Source organism: Streptomonospora arabica (genome assembly GCF_039531585.1).
Lineage (GTDB): Bacteria > Actinomycetota > Actinomycetes > Streptosporangiales > Streptosporangiaceae > Streptomonospora > Streptomonospora halophila.
Genome location: NZ_BAAAQI010000001.1, coordinates 246154 through 266168, shown reverse-complemented (window position 1 = coordinate 266168; position 20015 = coordinate 246154). Strand labels below are relative to the sequence as shown.

General features: G+C 69.5%; 14 protein-coding genes and 2 CRISPR repeat arrays. Of the genes, 10 read left to right on the top strand and 4 right to left on the bottom strand.

Going from position 1 to position 20015, the window contains the following annotated elements; all coding sequences use genetic code 11:
* The first annotated feature begins 53 nt into the window (after window positions 1–53).
* The 3 genes from ABD284_RS01165 to ABD284_RS01155 all read left to right on the top strand — a co-directional run bounded on the left by ABD284_RS01165 (window position 54) and on the right by ABD284_RS01155 (window position 2677).
* Window positions 54–437, top strand: coding sequence for a very short patch repair endonuclease (locus tag ABD284_RS01165; protein ID WP_344140756.1), 384 nt, complete (start codon window positions 54–56; stop codon window positions 435–437).
* Window positions 438–536: 99 nt separating this feature from the next.
* Window positions 537–1361 (top strand): hypothetical protein, encoded by an 825-nt coding sequence (locus ABD284_RS01160; protein ID WP_344139953.1) that lies wholly within the window; start codon window positions 537–539, stop codon window positions 1359–1361.
* Window positions 1362–1744: 383 nt separating this feature from the next.
* On the top strand, window positions 1745–2677 hold the full coding sequence (locus ABD284_RS01155; protein ID WP_344139950.1) for a Shedu anti-phage system protein SduA domain-containing protein: 933 nt from the start codon (window positions 1745–1747) through the stop codon (window positions 2675–2677).
* A 37-nt stretch (window positions 2678–2714) separates the two neighbouring features.
* Here ABD284_RS01155 and ABD284_RS01150 read toward each other — a convergent pair whose 3' ends face one another.
* Window positions 2715–6059 (bottom strand): hypothetical protein, encoded by a 3345-nt coding sequence (locus ABD284_RS01150; RefSeq protein ID WP_344139947.1) that lies wholly within the window; start codon window positions 6057–6059, stop codon window positions 2715–2717.
* 337 nt (window positions 6060–6396) lie between these two features.
* On the opposite strand from ABD284_RS01150, the gene ABD284_RS01145 reads away from it, so the two are divergent.
* From ABD284_RS01145 to ABD284_RS01135, 3 genes are all read left to right on the top strand, one after another.
* A complete protein-coding gene (locus ABD284_RS01145) occupies window positions 6397–6924 on the top strand; it encodes a hypothetical protein (protein ID WP_344139944.1) in 528 nt (175 codons plus the stop codon).
* 6 nt (window positions 6925–6930) lie between these two features.
* Window positions 6931–7689, top strand: a complete 759-nt coding sequence (locus ABD284_RS01140; protein ID WP_344139941.1) for a DUF2637 domain-containing protein — start codon at window positions 6931–6933, stop codon at window positions 7687–7689.
* Between the two features lie 118 nt (window positions 7690–7807).
* Window positions 7808–11548: a CRISPR direct-repeat array (repeat unit 29 nt; unit sequence CCGAGCCCCGCGGACGTGGGGATGGACCG).
* Between the two features lie 165 nt (window positions 11549–11713).
* Window positions 11714–12133 (top strand): hypothetical protein, encoded by a 420-nt coding sequence (locus tag ABD284_RS01135; protein WP_344139938.1) that lies wholly within the window; start codon window positions 11714–11716, stop codon window positions 12131–12133.
* Window positions 12134–12533: 400 nt separating this feature from the next.
* On the opposite strand, the gene ABD284_RS01130 is transcribed toward ABD284_RS01135, so the two are convergent.
* Complete coding sequence (locus tag ABD284_RS01130; RefSeq protein ID WP_344139934.1) at window positions 12534–12665, bottom strand: hypothetical protein; 132 nt, start codon at window positions 12663–12665, stop codon at window positions 12534–12536.
* A gap of 381 nt (window positions 12666–13046) precedes the next feature.
* Between ABD284_RS01130 and ABD284_RS01125 the strand changes: the two genes are divergently transcribed.
* From ABD284_RS01125 to ABD284_RS01115, 3 genes are all read left to right on the top strand, one after another.
* The gene (locus tag ABD284_RS01125; protein WP_344139932.1) at window positions 13047–13712 is read left to right on the top strand and encodes a hypothetical protein; all 666 of its coding nucleotides are present in this window, start codon (window positions 13047–13049) and stop codon (window positions 13710–13712) included.
* A 179-nt stretch (window positions 13713–13891) separates the two neighbouring features.
* Window positions 13892–14122 carry a hypothetical protein gene (locus tag ABD284_RS01120; protein WP_344139929.1) on the top strand — a complete coding sequence of 77 codons (231 nt, stop codon included), beginning with the start codon at window positions 13892–13894 and terminating at the stop codon, window positions 14120–14122.
* Window positions 14123–14966: 844 nt separating this feature from the next.
* Window positions 14967–15416 (top strand): hypothetical protein, encoded by a 450-nt coding sequence (locus tag ABD284_RS01115; protein ID WP_344139925.1) that lies wholly within the window; start codon window positions 14967–14969, stop codon window positions 15414–15416.
* A gap of 61 nt (window positions 15417–15477) precedes the next feature.
* Here ABD284_RS01115 and ABD284_RS01110 read toward each other — a convergent pair whose 3' ends face one another.
* Window positions 15478–16044: a hypothetical protein gene (locus ABD284_RS01110; RefSeq protein ID WP_344139922.1), complete on the bottom strand. Its 567-nt coding sequence runs from the start codon at window positions 16042–16044 to the stop codon at window positions 15478–15480.
* A 41-nt stretch (window positions 16045–16085) separates the two neighbouring features.
* Window positions 16086–16337, bottom strand: coding sequence for a hypothetical protein (locus ABD284_RS01105; RefSeq protein ID WP_344139919.1), 252 nt, complete (start codon window positions 16335–16337; stop codon window positions 16086–16088).
* Window positions 16338–16356: 19 nt separating this feature from the next.
* Window positions 16357–16690: direct repeats of the CRISPR family, unit length 29 nt; unit sequence CCGAGCCCCGCGGACGTGGGGATGGACCG.
* Window positions 16691–16869: 179 nt separating this feature from the next.
* On the opposite strand from ABD284_RS01105, the gene cas3 reads away from it, so the two are divergent.
* Window positions 16870–19740, top strand: a complete 2871-nt coding sequence (gene cas3 / locus ABD284_RS01100) for a CRISPR-associated helicase Cas3' (RefSeq protein WP_344139916.1) — start codon at window positions 16870–16872, stop codon at window positions 19738–19740.
* Window positions 19741–20015 lie beyond the last annotated feature (275 nt).

Genomic DNA, 20015 nt, shown 5'->3' with positions numbered 1-20015 from the left:
GCATGAACCGTCCTGCCGCATCGTGGGCCTCCAGCCCGGCCGTGCGGCCCAGCATGCGTTCGAACAAGGGGCGCGACACCAAGCCCGAACTCGCGTTGCGCCGCGCAACGCACGCCCTGGGCCTGCGCTACCGGGTCTCGATCCGCCCGTTGCCCGGCGTGCGCCGCACCGCCGACCTGGTCTTCACCCGCGCGAAAGTGGCGGTGTTCCTGGACGGTTGCTTCTGGCACGGCTGTCCCCGCCACCACACCGTCGCCGCCACCAACACCGGATTCCGGGCGGCCAAGGTGCGCCGCACCCGCGAGCGCGACGCCGAAACCGACCGCCTGCTGGAGCAGGCCGGGTGGGCGGCGATCCGCGTCTGGGAGCGTGAGGATCCCCACGCCGCCGCCCAGCGCGTCGCCGACCTGGTCCGTGCACGCACGGCGAGACCGTAGAGCCGGATTTCCCCTTTCGTGTGCCGCCGCGGTGTCAGAGGCTTTTCCTAGTATCTGCGCAGAATCGGCGCCATCGCCGCGAGCAGTGGGGAGAACCGCGTGGGCCGGCCCGTCACGACCTCCGAGGAGGTCCGCGATCTTTTCAACGTCACCGCCAACGCCAAACACAAGTACGACACCTGGAGCACCGGACACCGCCGCGCCGACGTGGTGCCCCACGTCCTTGCCCACACCACCCGGGTCCTCTACACGCTGACCCGCGACGACCTGGAGCGGGTCCGTTGCCCCTCCGGTGAGGACGAGCACGCCCTGGGCCGCGTCAAACGCGCCCAAGCCGAGAGCGTGGCCGACATCGTCGACTGGGAGCCCGACTTCGCCTTCACCCACGTCTTCCACCACGCCCTGGAGACGCTGGGGCACCTGCCGACCTGGCAGGAGTTCCGCCGCTTCTGCGAGAACGATCCGGTGGCCCGTCGGGCGCTGTGGCTGCCGGCCCAAGCGAAGATCGCCGAGGTGCAGGACTCCCACGGCACCACGAGCGCCGTCGCCCACGACGCCATGCGTTGGCGCGTCGGCAACGCCTACTACTCCTCCGTGCGTGAGATACATCTGATCACCCTGCTGCGCATCCACGGGATCGACGTCCGCTTCCACCCCTTGGCCGACGCGCTGTTCCGGGTGGACGCCTGGTGGGGCCACACCGTGCTGAGCATCTACGTGGGCAACGACCGGTTCCGCAACGCAGGCCGGGGACGCAAGGAGCCGCCCGAACGCATCCTCCACGGCGCCGCGCCCTCGTTCGCCTTCGAGACGATCAACTTGGCGCCCGCCGACCGCTACGGCGTCGTCCACCTGGCAGCGGAGAAGGACATCCAGGCCGTGGCCGAGCGTCTGAAGGCGAACCCGGGGCCCGAGCCCCCATGAAGACGCCGTGGCGCGCCGAGGAGGGCTCATCCTCCTGTGGGAAGGCCCGGGGGGACGACGGGCCACCCACCCTCCCTCCCGAAGCCGAACGGAGGATCGATCGCCCTCGGTGTGCGGGGCCCGCGACGGTCACAACCGCGCAACGACTCCGACCAGGCGGGCGGGCAACGGTCCCCCAGCACCAGCGTGCCGAGAAGCGGGCTGGGAATGGGAATCGTGACCGGGACCCTCCGGGGGCGGACGGCCGTCGTGAGGCCCGGAGACGGCCTCGGGCTCCGCGTCACGGCATGGACGACGAAGCGACTCGTCTGCTCGAGTCGGGCCACAGTTCAGCAGCACTGATCAGAAACCGAGTCTCTCGGTCAGAAAGAAAGTGTCGCTTGATGGAACCGAGCACGAAAGAAAAAGCGAATGAGACGAAGGATCGGTGGCAGCCCGATACCACCCCTGAGCGGCCACGACGCATGGGATGGACCACCTATAGCGACTCGGTCTTGTCCGAGTGGTACGACCTTCTCAGCCGTGAGCCCGAAGAGGACCAGGTTCAAAGGTTCCTGGAGCTGCACCCGGCGATGATCCCCGGCGGGAGCGGAGACATCGGACCCGGAGGACACCACGGCTCCGAACTCTCAGCCGTCTTTCGTCGTCCACGCCTGAGGGGCAGCGGGCCGGAGTTCGAACCGGACTTCATGTGGATCACGCGGTCGTCCGCGCTGATCACCCCGATCCTCGTTGAGATCGAGAAACCGTCCAAACGATGGTTCCAGGCCAACCGCCGGCCCACGGCCCACTTCCGCGACGCACACGACCAATTGAACGATTGGCGCTCCTGGTTCGCCCGGGAGGGAAACAAGGCATCGTTTCGAGACCGGTTCCTTTTCACGGACCGCTACGACGATCGTCCGCTGGAACCGCAGTTCGTCCTGGTCTACGGGCGGGAGGCGGAGTTCCGGCGCGGTGGGGGACACCATGACGCCGGCACGCTCCGACATAAGCGCGACGGTCAACGCCGCGGGGACGAGTCGTTCATGAGCTTCGACGCTCTGCGACCCCGCTACGACCACGCCTGTTCCGTGACCGTCACCATGACCGCAGACGGTCCCCGCCCGTTCGCGTTCTCCCCTCGCTACGGCACCACGGTCTATTCCGGCCAAAACGCTCTCATATTGGGGGATCCGTCGGAGGCGCTGCGGAGGTCGGTCATGATGACCGACGAGCGAAAAGAATACCTGGCCGGCCGATGGCGTCACTGGAAGCGGATGGAACTGCTGAAGGAGCCGAGGGAACTGGCCTTTCGAAGGACCGGCGTCGAGTAGTCCCCACGGTTCGGGAACACCGAAGGTCGGCTCGGTCTCACCCGTCGATTCGGCCTTTGATGTCGCGCCAGGAGTCGACGGCGGAGACACCGGACACCGGATGGTCGACATAGGGCGCGAGGTAGGGCAGGGAGGAGGCGTCGCCGACCTCGCCGGTGAGCCAGATGACGACATCGTCGCTGCCGGGACCCGACGGGTGCGGGAACAAGGAGGTCATCCTCTCGGGAGCGGCGAGCCCATGGTGCAAAACCGTGCGAATCTCGCCGGGGAAGGTGTCCATGAGACGCCCGAGGGCGGTGTCGGTGAGATCGCGGCTGGAGAGAGCGGAGGAGTGCATCTGACGAAGGGGGTCGACGGCGGCGTCACGTAGGTCGGTGGTCAGAAGCCGCCAGAGGGGCCGGCAATATTCCTCCTGTTGTTCCGGCGAAAGGCCGGGGCGCTGCAGCCAGAAGAGGATCCGGCCGTAGCAGCGCCAGGCATCGGCGTCGTTCCCGTGGTGCTCGGCGAGAAGCACGGGCGGTGTCTCGGTGTGTGCGGCGCACCCTTGGATGCCGAGGAGGTGGCAGGAGACGGCTTCTTGCCGGAAGGGGTTGGCAACGTCGAGGTGGCGGGCCCAGTGCCGGTAGGAGACCATCGCGGCGGGATCACCGCCGCGCAGCAGTTCGCGGAGGTAGAGACTGGTGAAGAGGTGCGCGTCCCCACTAGAGGTGGCGATGATGCGCAATGCGGTGTGTTGGGTGGCGTCCAGTGCCGCGAGGGTCTGCCCGTAGGGTTCGCCGATGACGTTTTCGAACTGGTTGCTGAGGATCGTGTCGGCGCGGCTCTGGGCGCTCGGATGGTCCGGGTTGGCCAGCACCTCGGCGATCTGGGAGGCGACGTCCTCGGGCGCGTAGGGGGATTCGATCAGATCGTAGACGTTCAAAACGTCGACGAGCTGGGTCGATAGCCAGATGTTGTCGGGAGTCATCGAGTCCAGATGTTCGACGATCCGAGCGATGGTGGCGGCGTCGGCGAGACTGCGGACGCTCATGGCCGTTTCCAGCCCTTGCAGACGCAGGTGGTAGGCGCCGGAGGCCCACGCCTTGGCCAACAGGTCGGGCACCAGGCGGGCGGCTTCAACATCCTCGGTGTAGGCCACCAGCCTGCACAGCAACATCAGCGGCCCGATGTCCTCGTGTCGAATCGCTTCCAGCGCCGAGGCCAGAGCACGCACCTGGACCGGACCGTGGAAGCTCGCCGCGTACCGGGACAGCGGAAGATGGAACCGCACGCTTTCAAGAATGTGATCGGCCGGCACCCGATTCGAGTCGGCGTAGATCGGACCGTCAAGGACCGCGCCGATCATCGACGGCGACACCTGCTGATGGTCGGCGTCGGCTCCTGCGGCGGTGCGTCGACACGCCGCGTCGGTCCGGAGCAGCAGTTCGAGCAGCCTGTCGAGGAACCGTCCGTCGCGCGCGGTCGCGCCCACGGCCCCGAACAAGGCGATCTCGTAGCCGCTCCAGGGGCCATGTGCTGTCTCCACCTCATACCGAAAGGTGTCGGCGAAGTCGGAGGGGAACACGATGCGGGCGGTGGACATGGCCTCGACGGCTTCGTCGAGCAGGCGCTGTGCCTCGGCATAGACGACCTCGTCGGCCACAGGCCCCAGGCGTCCCCGCAGCGCCGCGGTGAGCAGTCCGCCGTCGCACAACGCGGCCAGCTGGGCATGTACGCGCTGCGGGTCCCCCTCCAGCGGAACCGCAAGCTCGCCGAGGTCGCGGTGCTGAGGGCGGGACAGCGCACCGGCCAACTCCGCCGGGTCGGTGTGGCGCCGCAACAGTCCTTCGGCCGCCAGCAGCCGCCCGAACAGCTCGTGGCAGAAGCCGACCCGATGCTTGCGCACCTCCACCAGCGGCAAGGAGAGGATCTCATCCACGACGCGCACGGGGATCTCATGCTGTGACAGTTCGTGTGCGGCGACGCGTTCCGCCTCGGCGATCGGCAGCCAGGCCACCAGCCGTTGGTCCATCAGCAGCGCCCACTGCTGCAGGACGTAGCGGATCACCGCAGGCGAGGTGCAGCTGCGCAGCCGATCCCGGACGAAGGCGTCCAGCAGGTCGGCGCGCCCTGCCCGCGGCGGCAACTGATGCGCCAGGCGCGCGGCCAGTGCCAGCTCCAGCGGGGTGGTGAAGGCCTCACAGCGCTCCTCGATGTCCTCGGCGCCATGGCAACGCAGAACGGCCGCCCGCTGATCGGAGTCGGGGGCGCGAAGACTCAGCCGCGCGCCCGACAACGCCGTGGGTACCTCCAAGACCTGCTGTCCGCAGAAGACCACGGTGGCGCCGGTGCGCCGAGACCAGGCGCCCAACTGCTCGGCCAGCCTCGTACGCAGCGGTTCGGGGCACTCGTTGGTCGCATCGACCAGCACGAACACCGGGTACCCGTGCCGCCGAGCCGCATCGACCAATACGGCTGCCGTGTGCGGACTGTGAGGCGCGACCGCCTCGTCCAACCACGGCTCCAGCCGCCCCTGATAGACGCCGGCGCGTGCGAGGACGGGAAACCGCTCGGAAGCGGCCAGCTGGATCGCGGTGTGGGTCAGGGCGTGGCTCTTTCCAGCCCCCGAGGGGCCCACCAGCTGAGCGTGGCCGCGTTGACCCAACCAGGACGCCAGATCAGTGGAAGGAAAGGACTCGGTGCCCTCGTCGGCCGCAACCTTCAACGGCACCTGGTCATCCAGGCCGGCGGCCAGGGAGGCGGCCGCCTCCCGCAGGTAGTCCTCGACCTCTTGAGGGCTGGCGGCGCCGACGCCGGGAAGATCCTGTGGGGTCAGCGGGCGGCAGAACACCTGCATGGTCGCCTCGCCGAAAAACCGCCGCACCACCTCCGGGTTGTCGTAAAGGGTGTCGGAAAGCTGTTTTTGCCCCCATAGGTCGATCCCGAGGTCGGCGTGTCGTTCGCGCAGTGCCGCCAGCTCCTGATCAATACGGGTGTCGGCGACGCTCGCCGTGGTGACCACGACGAGCCGCTCGGCGTGGAAGGGGCGAAGTCCGTCGGTGAAAGCGGAGACCGCCGCGCGCAGATCGCCGGGGGTGAAAATTGCGTAGTTCTTGGCTTGGTACACCGTCGGACGGTGGGAGTCGAAGAACGCGACCACGTCGATTCCCTGCTGAGCCTGGCCGCGCCGCCCGTACAGTCGCGCTTCGCGAGCTCGGTCCACCTGCAGAGCCAGCGCCGCGACCAGATGCTCGACCGCCTCCCACGACAAATCGTGGGTGTTGAGGAGCAGCGGCGCGGTCGTGGTCAGCGGCGGAGGCAGCGGCACCGCCCCCGACACCAGAGGATGGTGCGGTCCCAACACTTCTCCGGCGTCATACCCAGGGTCCTCGTTGCTGCTCATGACACTCCTGCCGCGGCTTCGCCGTCACCGTTGATACGGCCTGGGGGTTACATGCAGGACTCTAACGACCCCCTACGACAGCAGAGGATGACGGTCGGCTTCGCCCTTCAAGGATCACGCATAACGAATGGCCGAAAACCCCAATGCGTCAGAGGTCACTGAGTCCGAAAATTCCTCCTGTGTGCTTCGCTTTCATACGAACCTTTCGAAGAGGTAGAATAGGACCAAGGATCGCGAATGCGTGATCAGTCGTCGTCCAGGAGACCGGAGTGCCCAGCCGGGTCGGTGGAGGCGGAACCGCACCCTGTTGGAGGTCGCCGTCGGCGGAGGATCGGCAGTGCTGACGGTCGCTCAGACGTTCCTCGACATCACCTGGCGCGATGTCACCGGTGATCTGCATCCGGGCTTGTCGGTTCATGCCCCGAGGGTCGCCGTTCACCGCTGTGTGACGGTCACGGGCGAGAGCACGGCCAGCGTGGCGGAATTGTGGATCGCAACCCGCGGCACCGCGGAAAGGCCCTACTACATGCGTGCCGTAGAGTCCCCCGAAAACGGCACGGGAGAGTGGGAGGCGCGCTTCATCCTGGGTTCCGCTGTCGGCTCGGCGACTTACGAACTCTATGTGCTGAGGGTCAGCAACGACACCAGCGCCTTCGTTGATTCGGTTCGTCGGCAGAAGGCGAAGCGGCCACGATCGCCGAAAGGCTTCCTCTGCCGAGCAGGTGGTCGGCCCGGTGGCGCTGACACGTTCGGACGAGAACGATGGGGGTTCGATGGGCGTATAGGTGTTTGTGTCCGAGGGGGAGACCAACCTCTGGCACATGCCTTCGCCCTGTCCACGTCCTTCGAGCTGGACGGGCGGTGACCTGCGATGGATTCTTCCCGCTGGTCCCGCTGGACAACCATCGCCGCCGTGTTCCTTTTGGCTGGCATCGCCGCGGTGGTGAGCTACAGCCATATGTACGAGCTGGCCCAACGCCACGGCGAGCCCGCCTGGCGCGCGGCCCTGTTTCCGCTCTCCGTCGATGGGATGATCGTCGCGTCGTCGATGGCGCTGCTGGCCGATGCAAGGCACGGCCGGCGCGGCGGCCTGCTGCCGTGGACGCTGCTGATCCTGGGGAGCGTGGCGTCCCTTGCGGCCAACATCGCGGTCGCCGACCCGACGCTGTGGTCGCGGGTGATCCACGCCTGGCCGAGCTTCGCCCTGATGGGTGCCTACGAGTTGCTCACGCGCGAGTTCCGCATCGACGCCCGCGGCGTACGCACGGCGAACACCAGCGATGAGCAAGCGGTACGCACTGCCGAGGCCGAGCAAGCCGATCCGGAGGCGTCCGCTCCGTCCGAAGCGGTGGATATGCGCGGGGCGACCGGGGACGCCCGCCCCCGGCTGCACGTGGTCGAGGCGACAGCCGAGCACGGGGCGACCATCGCCGCGGAGACCGTGAATCCGTCGGCTGCAGTACCGCGTGTCCAGATCGAGGCCTGGCGCTGGGCGCTGGAGAACCGTCGCGAGGACGGCTCCCTCCCCACCGGTCGCGACATTGCGGTCCGTTTCGCCCATAAGGACCGCTGGGGACGACTGATCAAGCAGTGGGGGCGGCAAGGCCGCTTCGATAGGGCAGCGGTGTGATAATAAATCGTGGACCCGCTCGTGACCGAAAGTTGTTGGGTGAATACGCGAGTCCCGCTCAGTCGGTCATTTTCGGTGGAGAATTGGTAACGGTGCACGTTTCTGCAGGTCGTTAAGTCCGAGCCCCGCGGACGTGGGGATGGACCGGCAAAACGGCGGCTCCTGTCTCGGTGCCTTTGCCGAGCCCCGCGGACGTGGGGATGGACCGCCGGCGGCGGTCGTGATCGACGCGAAAGGGCACCGAGCCCCGCGGACGTGGGGATGGACCGACATTACGCGTCTCGAAGTCGAGGACCACACGCCGAGCCCCGCGGACGTGGGGATGGACCGCTTGCACGTCGTACACCGCGATTGCGTTCCGTCCGAGCCCCGCGGACGTGGGGATGGACCGCTCAGGTCGGCGCTGAGGACGTCGATGTGGACCCGAGCCCCGCGGACGTGGGGATGGACCGTAGCCGTGGATGGCCTCCGGATCGGGCTCCTCCCGAGCCCCGCGGACGTGGGGATGGACCGCCCCGCCCCCGGCGCGCGAGGGGCGGGGCTGGCCGAGCCCCGCGGACGTGGGGATGGACCGCTGCGCGCCGCCCTGTCGCACTGGGCGAGCGTCCGAGCCCCGCGGACGTGGGGATGGACCGCGCCCCGATCCGGTGATCGTGCGGGCGCTCGCCCGAGCCCCGCGGACGTGGGGATGGACCGCCGAAGGCAAGGCGCGCTCGACCGTGCTGGGCCCGAGCCCCGCGGACGTGGGGATGGACCGGGTTTTCTCTGCAGTACTCCGGAGTCATCACGCCGAGCCCCGCGGACGTGGGGATGGACCGAAACCCCCCAGGCGCCGCCTGAGGGGTGTGGTTCCGAGCCCCGCGGACGTGGGGATGGACCGTGGCCCCCGCCTACGTCACCCGCGAAGTCGCCCCGAGCCCCGCGGACGTGGGGATGGACCGAAGAAGGTTGGCCGCCGGACGGCTCAGGCCTGCCGAGCCCCGCGGACGTGGGGATGGACCTGCCCGTCCCACGTGACAGCGTGCCTGTGCACCCCGAGCCCCGCGGACGTGGGGATGGACCGCGGTTCCGCAAGTTCACCCAGTGGGCGGTCTTCCGAGCCCCGCGGACGTGGGGATGGACCGGGCCCGGCTGCAACCGGGCCCTCCTAAAAAAACCGAGCCCCGCGGACGTGGGGATGGACCGGCGCTGGCCGACGAACCCGACCCCGACACCTCCCGAGCCCCGCGGACGTGGGGATGGACCGCTCAGCGACAAGTTCGGAAAGTCGGGCTGGCCCCGAGCCCCGCGGACGTGGGGATGGACCGACGCGTTCGAGGAACTGACCGACTACCCGGGACCGAGCCCCGCGGACGTGGGGATGGACCGATGTCGACCTTGACAGCGCGCTGGCTGTCGGGCCGAGCCCCGCGGACGTGGGGATGGACCGGACGGCTCCGTCCGCCGGCGGATCCGGCGCGGCCGAGCCCCGCGGACGTGGGGATGGACCGATGTCGACCTTGACAGCGCGCTGGCTGTCGGGCCGAGCCCCGCGGACGTGGGGATGGACCGTACCAGGTGCCGCACCGGCACCGGACGTAGGCCCGAGCCCCGCGGACGTGGGGATGGACCGGCCGCCGACCAGATCATCGCGGCGGCCGAGCGCCGAGCCCCGCGGACGTGGGGATGGACCGGCCCGTGTGTACACGGTCATCGGTAAGAGCACCCGAGCCCCGCGGACGTGGGGATGGACCGTTCAACTCGCGGACCGCGATCGGGAACCCACTCCGAGCCCCGCGGACGTGGGGATGGACCGATCAAGGGTGGCGCGCTGACTCTGGTGATCTCCCGAGCCCCGCGGACGTGGGGATGGACCGCGTCGAGCGCTGCCTGTTCGTCGGCGTCCCACCCGAGCCCCGCGGACGTGGGGATGGACCGAAGCGCGTCGCGGCCGCCCGCCAGCAGGCCGCCCGAGCCCCGCGGACGTGGGGATGGACCGTCGGTGGTCGACAGCCGCGCCATCATGACCAGCCGAGCCCCGCGGACGTGGGGATGGACCGTACCTCGCCGACCACCCGTGGCCCGAACTGCCCCGAGCCCCGCGGACGTGGGGATGGACCGTTGGGGATGGATCCCTGCAGGACTTGGCCGGACCGAGCCCCGCGGACGTGGGGATGGACCGCGCGAGGACACGGTGGCGCGCCTGAGCGCCGCCCGAGCCCCGCGGACGTGGGGATGGACCGGGCGCGCTGGAGTACGCCTCCAGGGTGCTCGGCCGAGCCCCGCGGACGTGGGGATGGACCGCGGGTCCACGCTCGTGGCCGCCCGCGAAACGGCCGAGCCCCGCGGACGTGGGGATGGACCGGCCAGTGGGGTCGGCTTGATGCTTCACTGCTGCCGAGCCCCGCGGACGTGGGGATGGACCGGAGTTGGCGTCGGTTTTCGAGTGGGGGTCCGGCCGAGCCCCGCGGACGTGGGGATGGACCGTTCACCGACGACGACCCGCTCGTCGCGGCGGCCCGAGCCCCGCGGACGTGGGGATGGACCTCCGGTTGGGCACGGAGAAGATCCAGGGGTTTCCCGAGCCCCGCGGACGTGGGGATGGACCGAACCGCTCGTCAACGAACGCGTCCAGCATCGTCCGAGCCCCGCGGACGTGGGGATGGACCGACCATGGAGCGGCGCGGCCACCGCCCGCGGATCCGAGCCCCGCGGACGTGGGGATGGACCGCTGGCCGGCGTAGCGGTCCCAGTAACTGGTCACCGAGCCCCGCGGACGTGGGGATGGACCGGCAGCGGCGACCTCGGCAGCGTGCAGCCCGTCCCGAGCCCCGCGGACGTGGGGATGGACCGTTCCGCGCGGAAACATCCCATGTGTTACGGAGCCGAGCCCCGCGGACGTGGGGATGGACCGCTGCGGGCGCGCCTGCTCTACCGCGAGGACCGCCGAGCCCCGCGGACGTGGGGATGGACCGCCGCTGATGGACCGGTGCGCCACCACCGTGGACCGAGCCCCGCGGACGTGGGGATGGACCGGTCAGGACCTTCCGTTCTGATTCTGGGCCCCGCCGAGCCCCGCGGACGTGGGGATGGACCGGGGCCGCATGACCACACCCCTTTGCCGAGACCCCGAGCCCCGCGGACGTGGGGATGGACCGTCGACCCCAGATACCGCAACCGGACCGCATTCCCGAGCCCCGCGGACGTGGGGATGGACCGACATCGGCATTTAGCCAAAAGTCCACATTGTCCCGAGCCCCGCGGACGTGGGGATGGACCGACGCTGATGGTCTCGGTGTAGCCCTGGATCAGCCGAGCCCCGCGGACGTGGGGATGGACCGTCCGCCATTCGACCAGCACGGCCCGAGCCCCGCGGACGTGGGGATGGACCGGCATCATCAGGCGGCATCCTGGTCAACGTCTCCCGAGCCCCGCGGACGTGGGGATGGACCGGCCCCCGCGTGCGCCAACACGCAGGGGCCGCTCCGAGCCCCGCGGACGTGGGGATGGACCCACGACGACGGTGACGAGCGCGGCGGCGACGGCCCGAGCCCCGCGGACGTGGGGATGGACCGCACCCCTACTCGGCGGTGCAGATCACCGACGACCGAGCCCCGCGGACGTGGGGATGGACCGCACATCGCAAGCTCCTGCTCGTCGACTACTACCCGAGCCCCGCGGACGTGGGGATGGACCGCTCACGGCGGTGCTTCGGCCGCGGCGCACGATCCGAACCCCGCGGACGTGGGGATGGACCGGTGTTCTGCCAGAGGATGGCCACAGGGCCCTCACGAGCCCCGCGGACGTGGGGATGGACCGGCGAGTTGTGGGTCACCCCGGGCCGCGAGTACCCGAGCCCCGCGGACGTGGGGATGGACCGCAGATGAGCCCTGAGCAGATCGCCGAGCGCATCGCGGCCCAGGGGCCGAGCCCTTCGGGCGGTACCGCACGCGGCCGGCGGCGCTGAGCCACCGGGGCACCGGCCTACCGGTGTGCTGGCGTACCGGTACACCGGTAGGCCGGTACTGGGGACTCGGGAGGAGCGATGTGGCCACTGGATCGGCCGCCCTACGACCACCGGGATTGGTGGGTGCGCAAAGCGGCGGCGTGGGTCTCTCGGCTGCTGCCGCCCGAGGCCGGCCAGGCGGTGCCGGAGCTGCACGTGCGCCCGCGTGCGGCCGGACGGGTGGCCTGGCGATGGATGCACGCCTCCCTGAACGCCCGTGGTCGCGACCTCGGCACCCTGTCGATGTCCTCCGTCATCAGCCGCGAGCAGCTCGACGGCATCCTGCCCGACACCGACATCGACCAGCTGCGGGCACTGGATGGTGGCGGCCGACACGACCACGCCGCGGGAGGACATCGAGCGCCGGCTGGAGGAGCTGCGTGCGGTCGGGACGACGCTGCCCCCGAAGTGGCCTCAATGATCCGGTGTGCCGGTTTGCGCGCGTACCGGTACACGTGAAAGCGGTAGCCTGTACCGGCCGCCGCCGGCCGGATCGCCGGGAGGTGGCTGCAGGCGGGCGAGGGATGACCAGTATCTCCATGTCCACGATCACCCCACGCAGCCGGCTCGACGGCGGCGAACTCGCCACCGTCGTTTCCCGTCTTGGCTCCGTAAGTACTCACAGAGCCAAGGGTCTGGAAGTCCCTAGTCAGGAATCCTCTACTCAGGATTCCTGGAAGTTATCTAGTACGCTTCGTCTCATGAGCACGCCGTGAGACACACACGCGGCTCCGCCCGTAAAAGATTCACGGAGCTGTGCGGCGGCATGAGGAAGCCCGCGCCGAACTTGAGCACAGCGCGGGCTCCCGATCTGCGAGGGGCCCTGCTCAGCGGTTGCGATCCGCTGGTCAGGGCCTTTCTACTGCTGCTCGAACAGCGAGAGCAGGAACCGGATGAACGCCAGCAGGGTGAGAACCACGCTGACGCCGATCTTCACCGCCCAACCCCGCCAACGGCGGCGCGGGCTGTTCCCATCATCGGCCTTGTCCATGGCAGCTCTCCCATCCAGGGCGAACCGGGCTGACGATGCTAGCCTGGGGCGGTCGCCCCCGGGGGTCCGACCGTCCCTGCCTGGTTGGGATTCACGGCGCGATCCTACACCCGGGCCCGGATCGAGTATTCAGATGAAGGTCCTGCTGCAGGTCAGAGGCGCCTCCGAGTGTGCCGGGGTAAATCGGGCCTCGCCAGCCATCCTCGGTGGCATCAACCTTGAACGACCTTGTACCGGCGTACCGGTACGGCCGTACACCGACACACCGGTGTACCGGCACCTGCCCCAGCAGGACACGTAACCCGCGCGGCGCCGGGGGTTGGCGCCGGGTGGCGGGCGGGCATGGATGCACCGGCCCCCTTCGACCCCCGGAAGGTGACGATGAGCGTCCTTCGCCGTATCACCGAGTACCTGCTGCGCCTGGACGGCGCCGACCCCGCCGAGCGGTTCCCCGTCGACACCGAGCGCGACGCCAACCGGCTGCGTGCGATCGTGGCGCGCGAACGCGCCGGCGGCGAGCTGATCATCCGCCCCGGCGAGATCTGGCAGGAGATGAGCGACGACCTGTTCGGCCCCGAGCACCGCCACATCGGCACCGACCGAGGCGGGCTGGCCCAGCGGGAGTGGATCTATGCCCGGATGCAGGAGTTGGTTGCCGAGGGCCGCCTGGTCGAAGATGCCGACCACGGCGGAATCCACGGCCAGTTCTGGCACACCAGCACCCCCGTGGCGCGCATGATCAACGCCTCCACCCAGTTCCGCGTGGCCATGGAGCTGACCGAGGACCAACTGCGCGCCGAAGGCCACCAGGAGCTGCTCGACGTCCTCACGCGGGGCGTCCAGGCGATGGATGAGGTCAAGACCGTGGCCAAGCACTACAGCCAGACCCACCGGGTCCACCGCCGCGGCGAGACCAGCGGACACTTCCTGCATCTGGACCCCGACACCCACGAGCCGCACTGCATCTGCGGATGGAGCGGCGGCGCCCACGACGACGCGGACGCGGCCGTCGACGCCTGGCGCACCCACGCCCCCGCGGCCCGGTAGGGCGTCGCACCCGGGCGAGGCGTATCACTGCTGGTCCTGGAAGGCGATGCCTGTGCCCGAGCGCGCGGAGTGCTGCGCGGCCTCGTCGGTGACGCCGGTGTGCCGGTACGCGCGTATATCGGCTTGCTTCAGCCCGCGGAGCTCCGCCCTTGGCCACCACCGCGCCGCATACTGATGCGATGGCCCCACGCGAAGACCGACGTCCCAACACCACCTATAGCGCCCCAGTCGGGTCGGTGGACCTCGCGGCCGAGGATGACCACGGCGATTCGTATGCGATCTGGCCCTGCCACGACTGCCTGCCCTGGCACGCGGAGGTGATCCGCGACGAGGACGAGGTCTTCGTCCGGGAGTGGCACGCGGTCGAGTGCCCCCAGTTGCAGGAACTGATCATCACCACCGCCCAGTGATCGCCGTCAGCCGGCGCCGAGCGCAGGAAACGCACGATGATCCGAACCGGCCCGCGGGCCGCCGGCGCCAGGCCGTCTTCTGTCGCTCCCACTCATCGAGCGCTCATGGCAATGTAGACGGGTACCGGCGTACCGGTACCCGTCTACATCCACGCGGGGGTCGCGTGCGATCGCCTTGCCCTTGCCGGTGTGAAGACGACCTCGTCCCCTTCGACGACGAACCACACGGGTGCGGCGAGCGGGCGGCCGTTACGTGGCTGGCGGCGCTGCTGGGAACCGCTTAATCGCAGCGTCGCACCCGTATGCTCCCGCTAGCGCCGGTGTCGGCCGCGCTCCACGTCGTCTCCGCGTTCTTTACAGCCGCGGGCCGACCACCAATGGTGCGTCCGGCCCCGGACGTGGTGCCGATGTACCGGTACGCGCGTGCACCGGCACTCCCTCGCCGCTTCCCCGCATCCGTTCGCGGAGCGGATCAGCCAGGCCAGAAGCCCGCAGGCGCCGGTCGCCGCGGCTCCCCCCATTAGAAGCGCCGCCGGCCAAGAGCCACCGTCGGCCAGCGTCAGCGCCGCGGCCAGAGCCCCGATCCCCGCACTACCGAGCAGGGTCAATGCCGCCCGCATGCCGATCATGAAGTCCTCCCCTTCGAGGCGACCGAGACCGACGCAGCGCCGGTCTGGGGCGGTCGCACCTGGAGCACGTCGCGCTCGCGGAACCACCACGCCTTCACGCGAAGCACCGGCGTACCGGTACGCAAGGCCAGGATTCGACATTGGAGATGTGTCCGGAGGAGTAGTCAGTTTCCGGGGTTTCGTTCCGTTGTTCCTCAGCCCCGTGCCTGTCACGGGTGAGCGGCATACGGTCACAGGAGGAGCTGCCGCCGGGACCGCGCCGCAGGTTCGCCGAGGCCCTGTACCGGCTGTGGGGAGAAGCGGGTATGCCGGCGGCGGAGAAGGTCAGCAAGCACGTCCAGGAGTCGGATCTCGGTGGCAACGCCAGCAAGGAGGCGGTCCGCCGGATGCTGCGCGGCAAGACCGTGCCGCAGGTGGGGGAGAACGCCGAGGCTGTCTTCGTCGCCCTATCGCAGATGGCCGGAGTCGACCCCGATCGTCTGGTCACCGTGGAATCAGATCACCGCTACGGCCCTGAGGGGGAGCCCGAACCCGCCAGGTCCGTATTCCAGCGTTACTGGCGCGATGCGCGCGGCGGTGGCGACTTCGCCCACGAGCCGATGGAGGACTACCCCCCGCCTCCCCCATCCAGAGGCGGGGGGTTCAGCGACGAGCCCCCGTTCTGACTTCCGACCAGGGCAGATTCAGTGATACGCGTGCTACAGATAGCACGCGTATCACTGCAGATCATTCGGTGTTCGGCGGGTCGATTCGCTGGGGCGTGCCGTCTCCGTCGCGGTACCACCACTGGCCGTCGGCGTCCATGAAGCGGAACCCGAGGGCGGCGAGCGAGGTCACCCATCCGGTGATGTGGTTGCGCTCGGCATCGCGGAGCCAGGCGAAGAACCGGTGACCTTCGCCGTGCGGGCTGAGAACGTCGGCCCGGGGGCGGGTCACCGGAGTGGTGTTCGGGTTGGGTGTCCAGGTCTCGCTGGACTCGCCTCCCTGCCTGCGCAGATCTGTCAGCTCCAGATGCTGCACGGGGCGTTCGCCGTCGTTGACGAACCGGATGTCTATCGAACCGCCGTTGAAGGAGGCCCTCGCACGCACCAGGCTCGCCTGCGCGAGCTGGCGCCGCTGGAGCTCGTCCTCGGCTTGCCGGCGATCCGCCTCCTCCTGGGCACGGTCCTTGACCTCGCGGTCCTCGCGGCGTCGCTCCAGCCGGTACCCCAGGACCTGGTTGGCGAAGGCGAGCGCTGCGACCACCGCGGCGAGCGCGGTTCCTGCCCCGGCCAGGAACGATCCCCACTCCACCGGAGCCCTCCCTCCGTCAGGGCGCACGTGTGCGCACAGCCTCACCGACAGCGTGCCCCGCGGATCAGCCACAGAAGCGTCCGCGCTGCCGCCATGATCGTCCTGACGATCGCCATGGCCGACAGCCCCAGCCGGTCGACGTAGCCGTCGGTCCAGGGCCGGTTGGGGATGCGCAGTTCGCGCCCCTCGGGGTCGTCGGAGCCCTGCTGGGCGCCGGGGTGGGTGTAGTCGGCCCGGCACGGGAGAATCCGGAATGCGCAACCTTCGGCTCGTGTGGCAAGCAGCGGCAGCACTTTCGCTTGGGGTGCTCCCCCGAGCCCCGCGGACGTGGGGATGGACCGGGCTCATTCAGTACGCCCTGTACGAGGGCACCCCGAGCCCCGCGGACGTGGGGATGGACCGGGCTCATTCAGTACGCCCTGTACGAGGGCACCCCGAGCCCCGCGGACGTGGGGATGGACCGGAATCGACGATCCTCGACACCCTGACGTTCGACCGAGCCCCGCGGACGTGGGGATGGACCGCCGAAGGACTCTGGGTCGCCGACCGCTACCCCCCGAGCCCCGCGGACGTGGGGATGGACCGACCTCGGGCGCCGCGTGCGCGCGGTCGAGGCCCCGAGCCCCGCGGACGTGGGGATGGACCGAAAGAAGGCGGTGATGGGATGCCCACCGCGCCCTGAGCCCCGCAGGAGTGGGGACTACGCCTCTTGGACAGGGTGGTGTACCGGTAAGCGTCCATAAGGATCTGTGTGTGTCTGAACACCCGCCGTTGGCGGCATGGGGAAGTTCACCGATTACCGGAATTCTGTCCCTGTAGGCGTCTATGGTTCTGGTTTCAGGAACCACATCCCCCTCCTCCCGGGAGTCCGCGGTGCGCGACAATGCTTGCTTTGATGCCGTTGGTGAATTGCCCGCGACCCTCGATTTCTGTTTGTGGGGCAAGTCGGAGGGTTTGCCGCCGGACGTCCGCTATCCGCTGGTTTGCCATCTCCTGGATGCTTCCGCGGCTGCCGAGGTTCTGTGGCGCGACCATGTGGCATGTGGGGTGCAAGAGGCGATCGCCGCTGGAATGGGCACCAGCGTCGATCACGCGGGCGAACTGATCACCTACTGGGCGGCGCTGCACGACATCGGCAAGATCACCTATACGTTTCAGGCGCAGGACGGCACCGCGCCGCTCCACAGCTATCCGGCGACCGAGCACCGCAAGGGCCACGACCATGTGGTGGCGGAGTGGCTGCAGTACGTGCTACCGGAACACGGGTACCCCGGCGAAGGGCCGCGGCCTCCCGCGCTGATGGCAGCCCAGCTCCTCGGGGGCCATCACGGCCGCTTCCACCAGCACGCCTCGACCGCCTCCGCCACTCCGCTGCGCGCTCTGGGCTATCCGGACGACGCATGGGAGACCCAGCGCCGCCTGCACCTGGCTGCGGTCTCCGCAGTGCTGGGCCGCCCCGCCGCCCCCGCCCGGATCGACGGCCCTGCGGCCGCGCTCGTGTGCGCCCTGATCATCCAGGCGGACTGGCTGGTCAGCCAACTCTCCTTCGTCGGGCGCCAACTCGCTGGCGGCCTGCCGGCCACCCACCGAGACCTGTCGCGCCATCTGGAGCGCGCGCGTCAGCAGGTTCCCGCCCTGCTGGCCGAAGCGGGACTCGGCCGCCCCGCCCCGCGCACGGGCACCTTCGCGGCCGCCTTCCCCCGCATCGACACGCCAAACGGGCTCCAACGGTCCCTGGCCGAGCACCTGCCCGCCGTGTGCCGCGGCCCAGGACTGCTGCTGGTCGCCGCCCCCATGGGCGAGGGCAAGACCGAGGCCGCCCTGTATGCGGCCGAGGTGATGGGCAAGGCCGCCGGGCGCCCAGGTCTGTACGTCGCGTTGCCGACCATGGCCACCGCCGACCAGATGTACACCCGGGTCAACGCCTATCTGGAGCGCCGGAGCCAGTCTCCTTCCTCCATGACACTGCTGCACAGCATGGCGTGGCTGAACCCCGACTACCTGCCACAGCAGGACTCCACGCCCGCCGCCGCTGACATCTCCTCCGCTGCCCCCGAATCCGCGGAGTTCCGGCGCCTGGTGGAGGCCGGCGAATGGCTGCTGGGCCGCAAGCGCGGACTGTTCGCCGACTATGCCGTCGGCACCGTCGACCAGGCGCTGATGGCGGCGCTGCGCAGTCGGCACAACGTGGTGCGGATGCTCGGCCTGGCGGGAAAGACCGTGGTCATCGACGAGGTGCACGCCGCCGACGCCTACATGCTTGCGCTGGTCACCCGGCTGCTGAACTGGCTCGGACGACTCCAGGTGCCGGTGATCCTGCTGTCGGCCACCCTGCACCACCGCACGGCGCGGACCCTCATCGAGGCCTACCTCAAGGGCGCCGGCCGGCGGCGCAGTGGCGAGCCCATCCCGACGGTGCAGTATCCCGGCTGGGCCTACGCCGAGGCGCAGGAGCCCTACCCGGTGACGCTCAACCCCGAACCGCTGGCGACCACGCGGCGCAAGCCGCTGACGGTCCATACCCGCGAGGTGGCCCTGACCGGGGGCGACGCCACGCCTCTCGACCAGGCCGTGCAGGAGGAGTTGGCCGCTCTCGTGGAGCAGGGCGGATGCGCAGCCGTCATCCGCACCACCGTCGCCGAGGCCCAGCACACCTTCCGTCGGCTCGCGCAGTGGTCGGCTGAGCGCGCGCGCACGATCGGCGCCGAGCCGCCCGAGATGCACCTGCTGCACGCCCGGTTCCCCGCGCGGCAGCGGGAGCGCATCACCGATGAGATCGTGCACCGACTCGGCGCGGACGGCGCCCAAGAGGGCACGCGCCCCCGCGCGGCGATCCTGGTGGCCACCGCCATCATCGAACAGAGCATCGACATCGACGTGGACCTGCTGGTCAGCGACCTGGCCCCCATCCACCTGCTGCTGCAGCGTGCGGGGCGGTGCTGGCGCCACGAGCACCGCAACATCCTCACCCGGCCGGCCTGGGCCAGCGGGCCGCGCCTGGTGGTACTCGCCCCCCACCGCCCCGATGCCGAGGACGCCCTGCCCCGGGCATGGCGCTTCATCCACCACCCGTCGCTACTGCTGCGAACGCACAACCTGCTGCGGCGGCGGAGCGGCCGCCCAGTGCGCATCCCCGAGGACGTGCAGACACTGGTCGACGGCATGATCGATGAAGGCGACCTCAACCCCGAACGCCCCGACCAGGACCTGGACCGCCAGGCCACGGACCTGGCCCACCGGCAACTCGGCGACAACGCCGCCGTCCCGCCCCCGGGCAGCGTGACACGCGATCTGTACCGCCTGACCGACCACGACATCGACGAAGCGCAGGTGGCCACGCGCTTCGGTGCCGATACCACACGCGTTCTCTGCTGCTATTCCGGCCCCGAGAGCGACTTGTGGTTGGACCTGGCCGCGAGCGAGGAACTCCCAGCGGCCGGCGAGCTGGCCAACGGAAGGTTCAGCACCGACCAGGTGCGCGCCGTCCTCTCCCGCAGCGTGCCGGTCCCCGGCCGCTGGCTGGAAGGCCACGACGATCAGACCGCACCCCCGCACACGTGGCTGACCAACCTGCACCTGCGCGACATACGCCTGCTCGTACACCGGATCAGCGCCGACGGCACCGTGCACGGGCCGCTCCTGGGCGGTCGGCGCCTGCACCTGGACCGGCGGCTGGGGCTGGTGGAGGACGGTTGACGGTACAGTTTCAACTTCCGTTCTTCTAACACTCCCGTTCTTTGCGATCGATGGGGCAGTGTGCGACTCTATTGCTCCATCTACCTAAGGAGACGGGGATTCCAGTGATGCGCATCGACGAGGAGGGCGTCCACATCCCGCGGGCCTGGATCAATGGATTCCTGGCCTGCCTCACGCTCATTGCCGCGCTACGCGTCCTGCTGTAGCCGACCGTGCAGACCCGTGCTGTGCGGGGCATCAGTCCCGCACAGCACGAGGCTCCCCACATCCGTGGG

Excerpts from the sequence above, each read along its gene's own strand:
- ABD284_RS01140 (WP_344139941.1), top strand. The coding sequence starts at position 6,931 with ATGGATTCTTCCCGCTGGTCCCGCTGGACAACCATCGCCGCCGTGTTC.
- ABD284_RS01125 (WP_344139932.1), top strand. The coding sequence starts at position 13,047 with ATGAGCGTCCTTCGCCGTATCACCGAGTACCTGCTGCGCCTGGACGGC.
- cas3 (WP_344139916.1), top strand. The coding sequence starts at position 16,870 with ATGGTTCTGGTTTCAGGAACCACATCCCCCTCCTCCCGGGAGTCCGCG.
- ABD284_RS01120 (WP_344139929.1), top strand. The coding sequence starts at position 13,892 with ATGGCCCCACGCGAAGACCGACGTCCCAACACCACCTATAGCGCCCCA.
- ABD284_RS01155 (WP_344139950.1), top strand. The coding sequence starts at position 1,745 with ATGGAACCGAGCACGAAAGAAAAAGCGAATGAGACGAAGGATCGGTGG.
- ABD284_RS01165 (WP_344140756.1), top strand. The coding sequence starts at position 54 with ATGCGTTCGAACAAGGGGCGCGACACCAAGCCCGAACTCGCGTTGCGC.
- ABD284_RS01135 (WP_344139938.1), top strand. The coding sequence starts at position 11,714 with ATGTGGCCACTGGATCGGCCGCCCTACGACCACCGGGATTGGTGGGTG.
- ABD284_RS01150 (WP_344139947.1), bottom strand. The coding sequence starts at position 6,059 with ATGAGCAGCAACGAGGACCCTGGGTATGACGCCGGAGAAGTGTTGGGA.
- ABD284_RS01130 (WP_344139934.1), bottom strand. The coding sequence starts at position 12,665 with ATGGACAAGGCCGATGATGGGAACAGCCCGCGCCGCCGTTGGCGGGGT.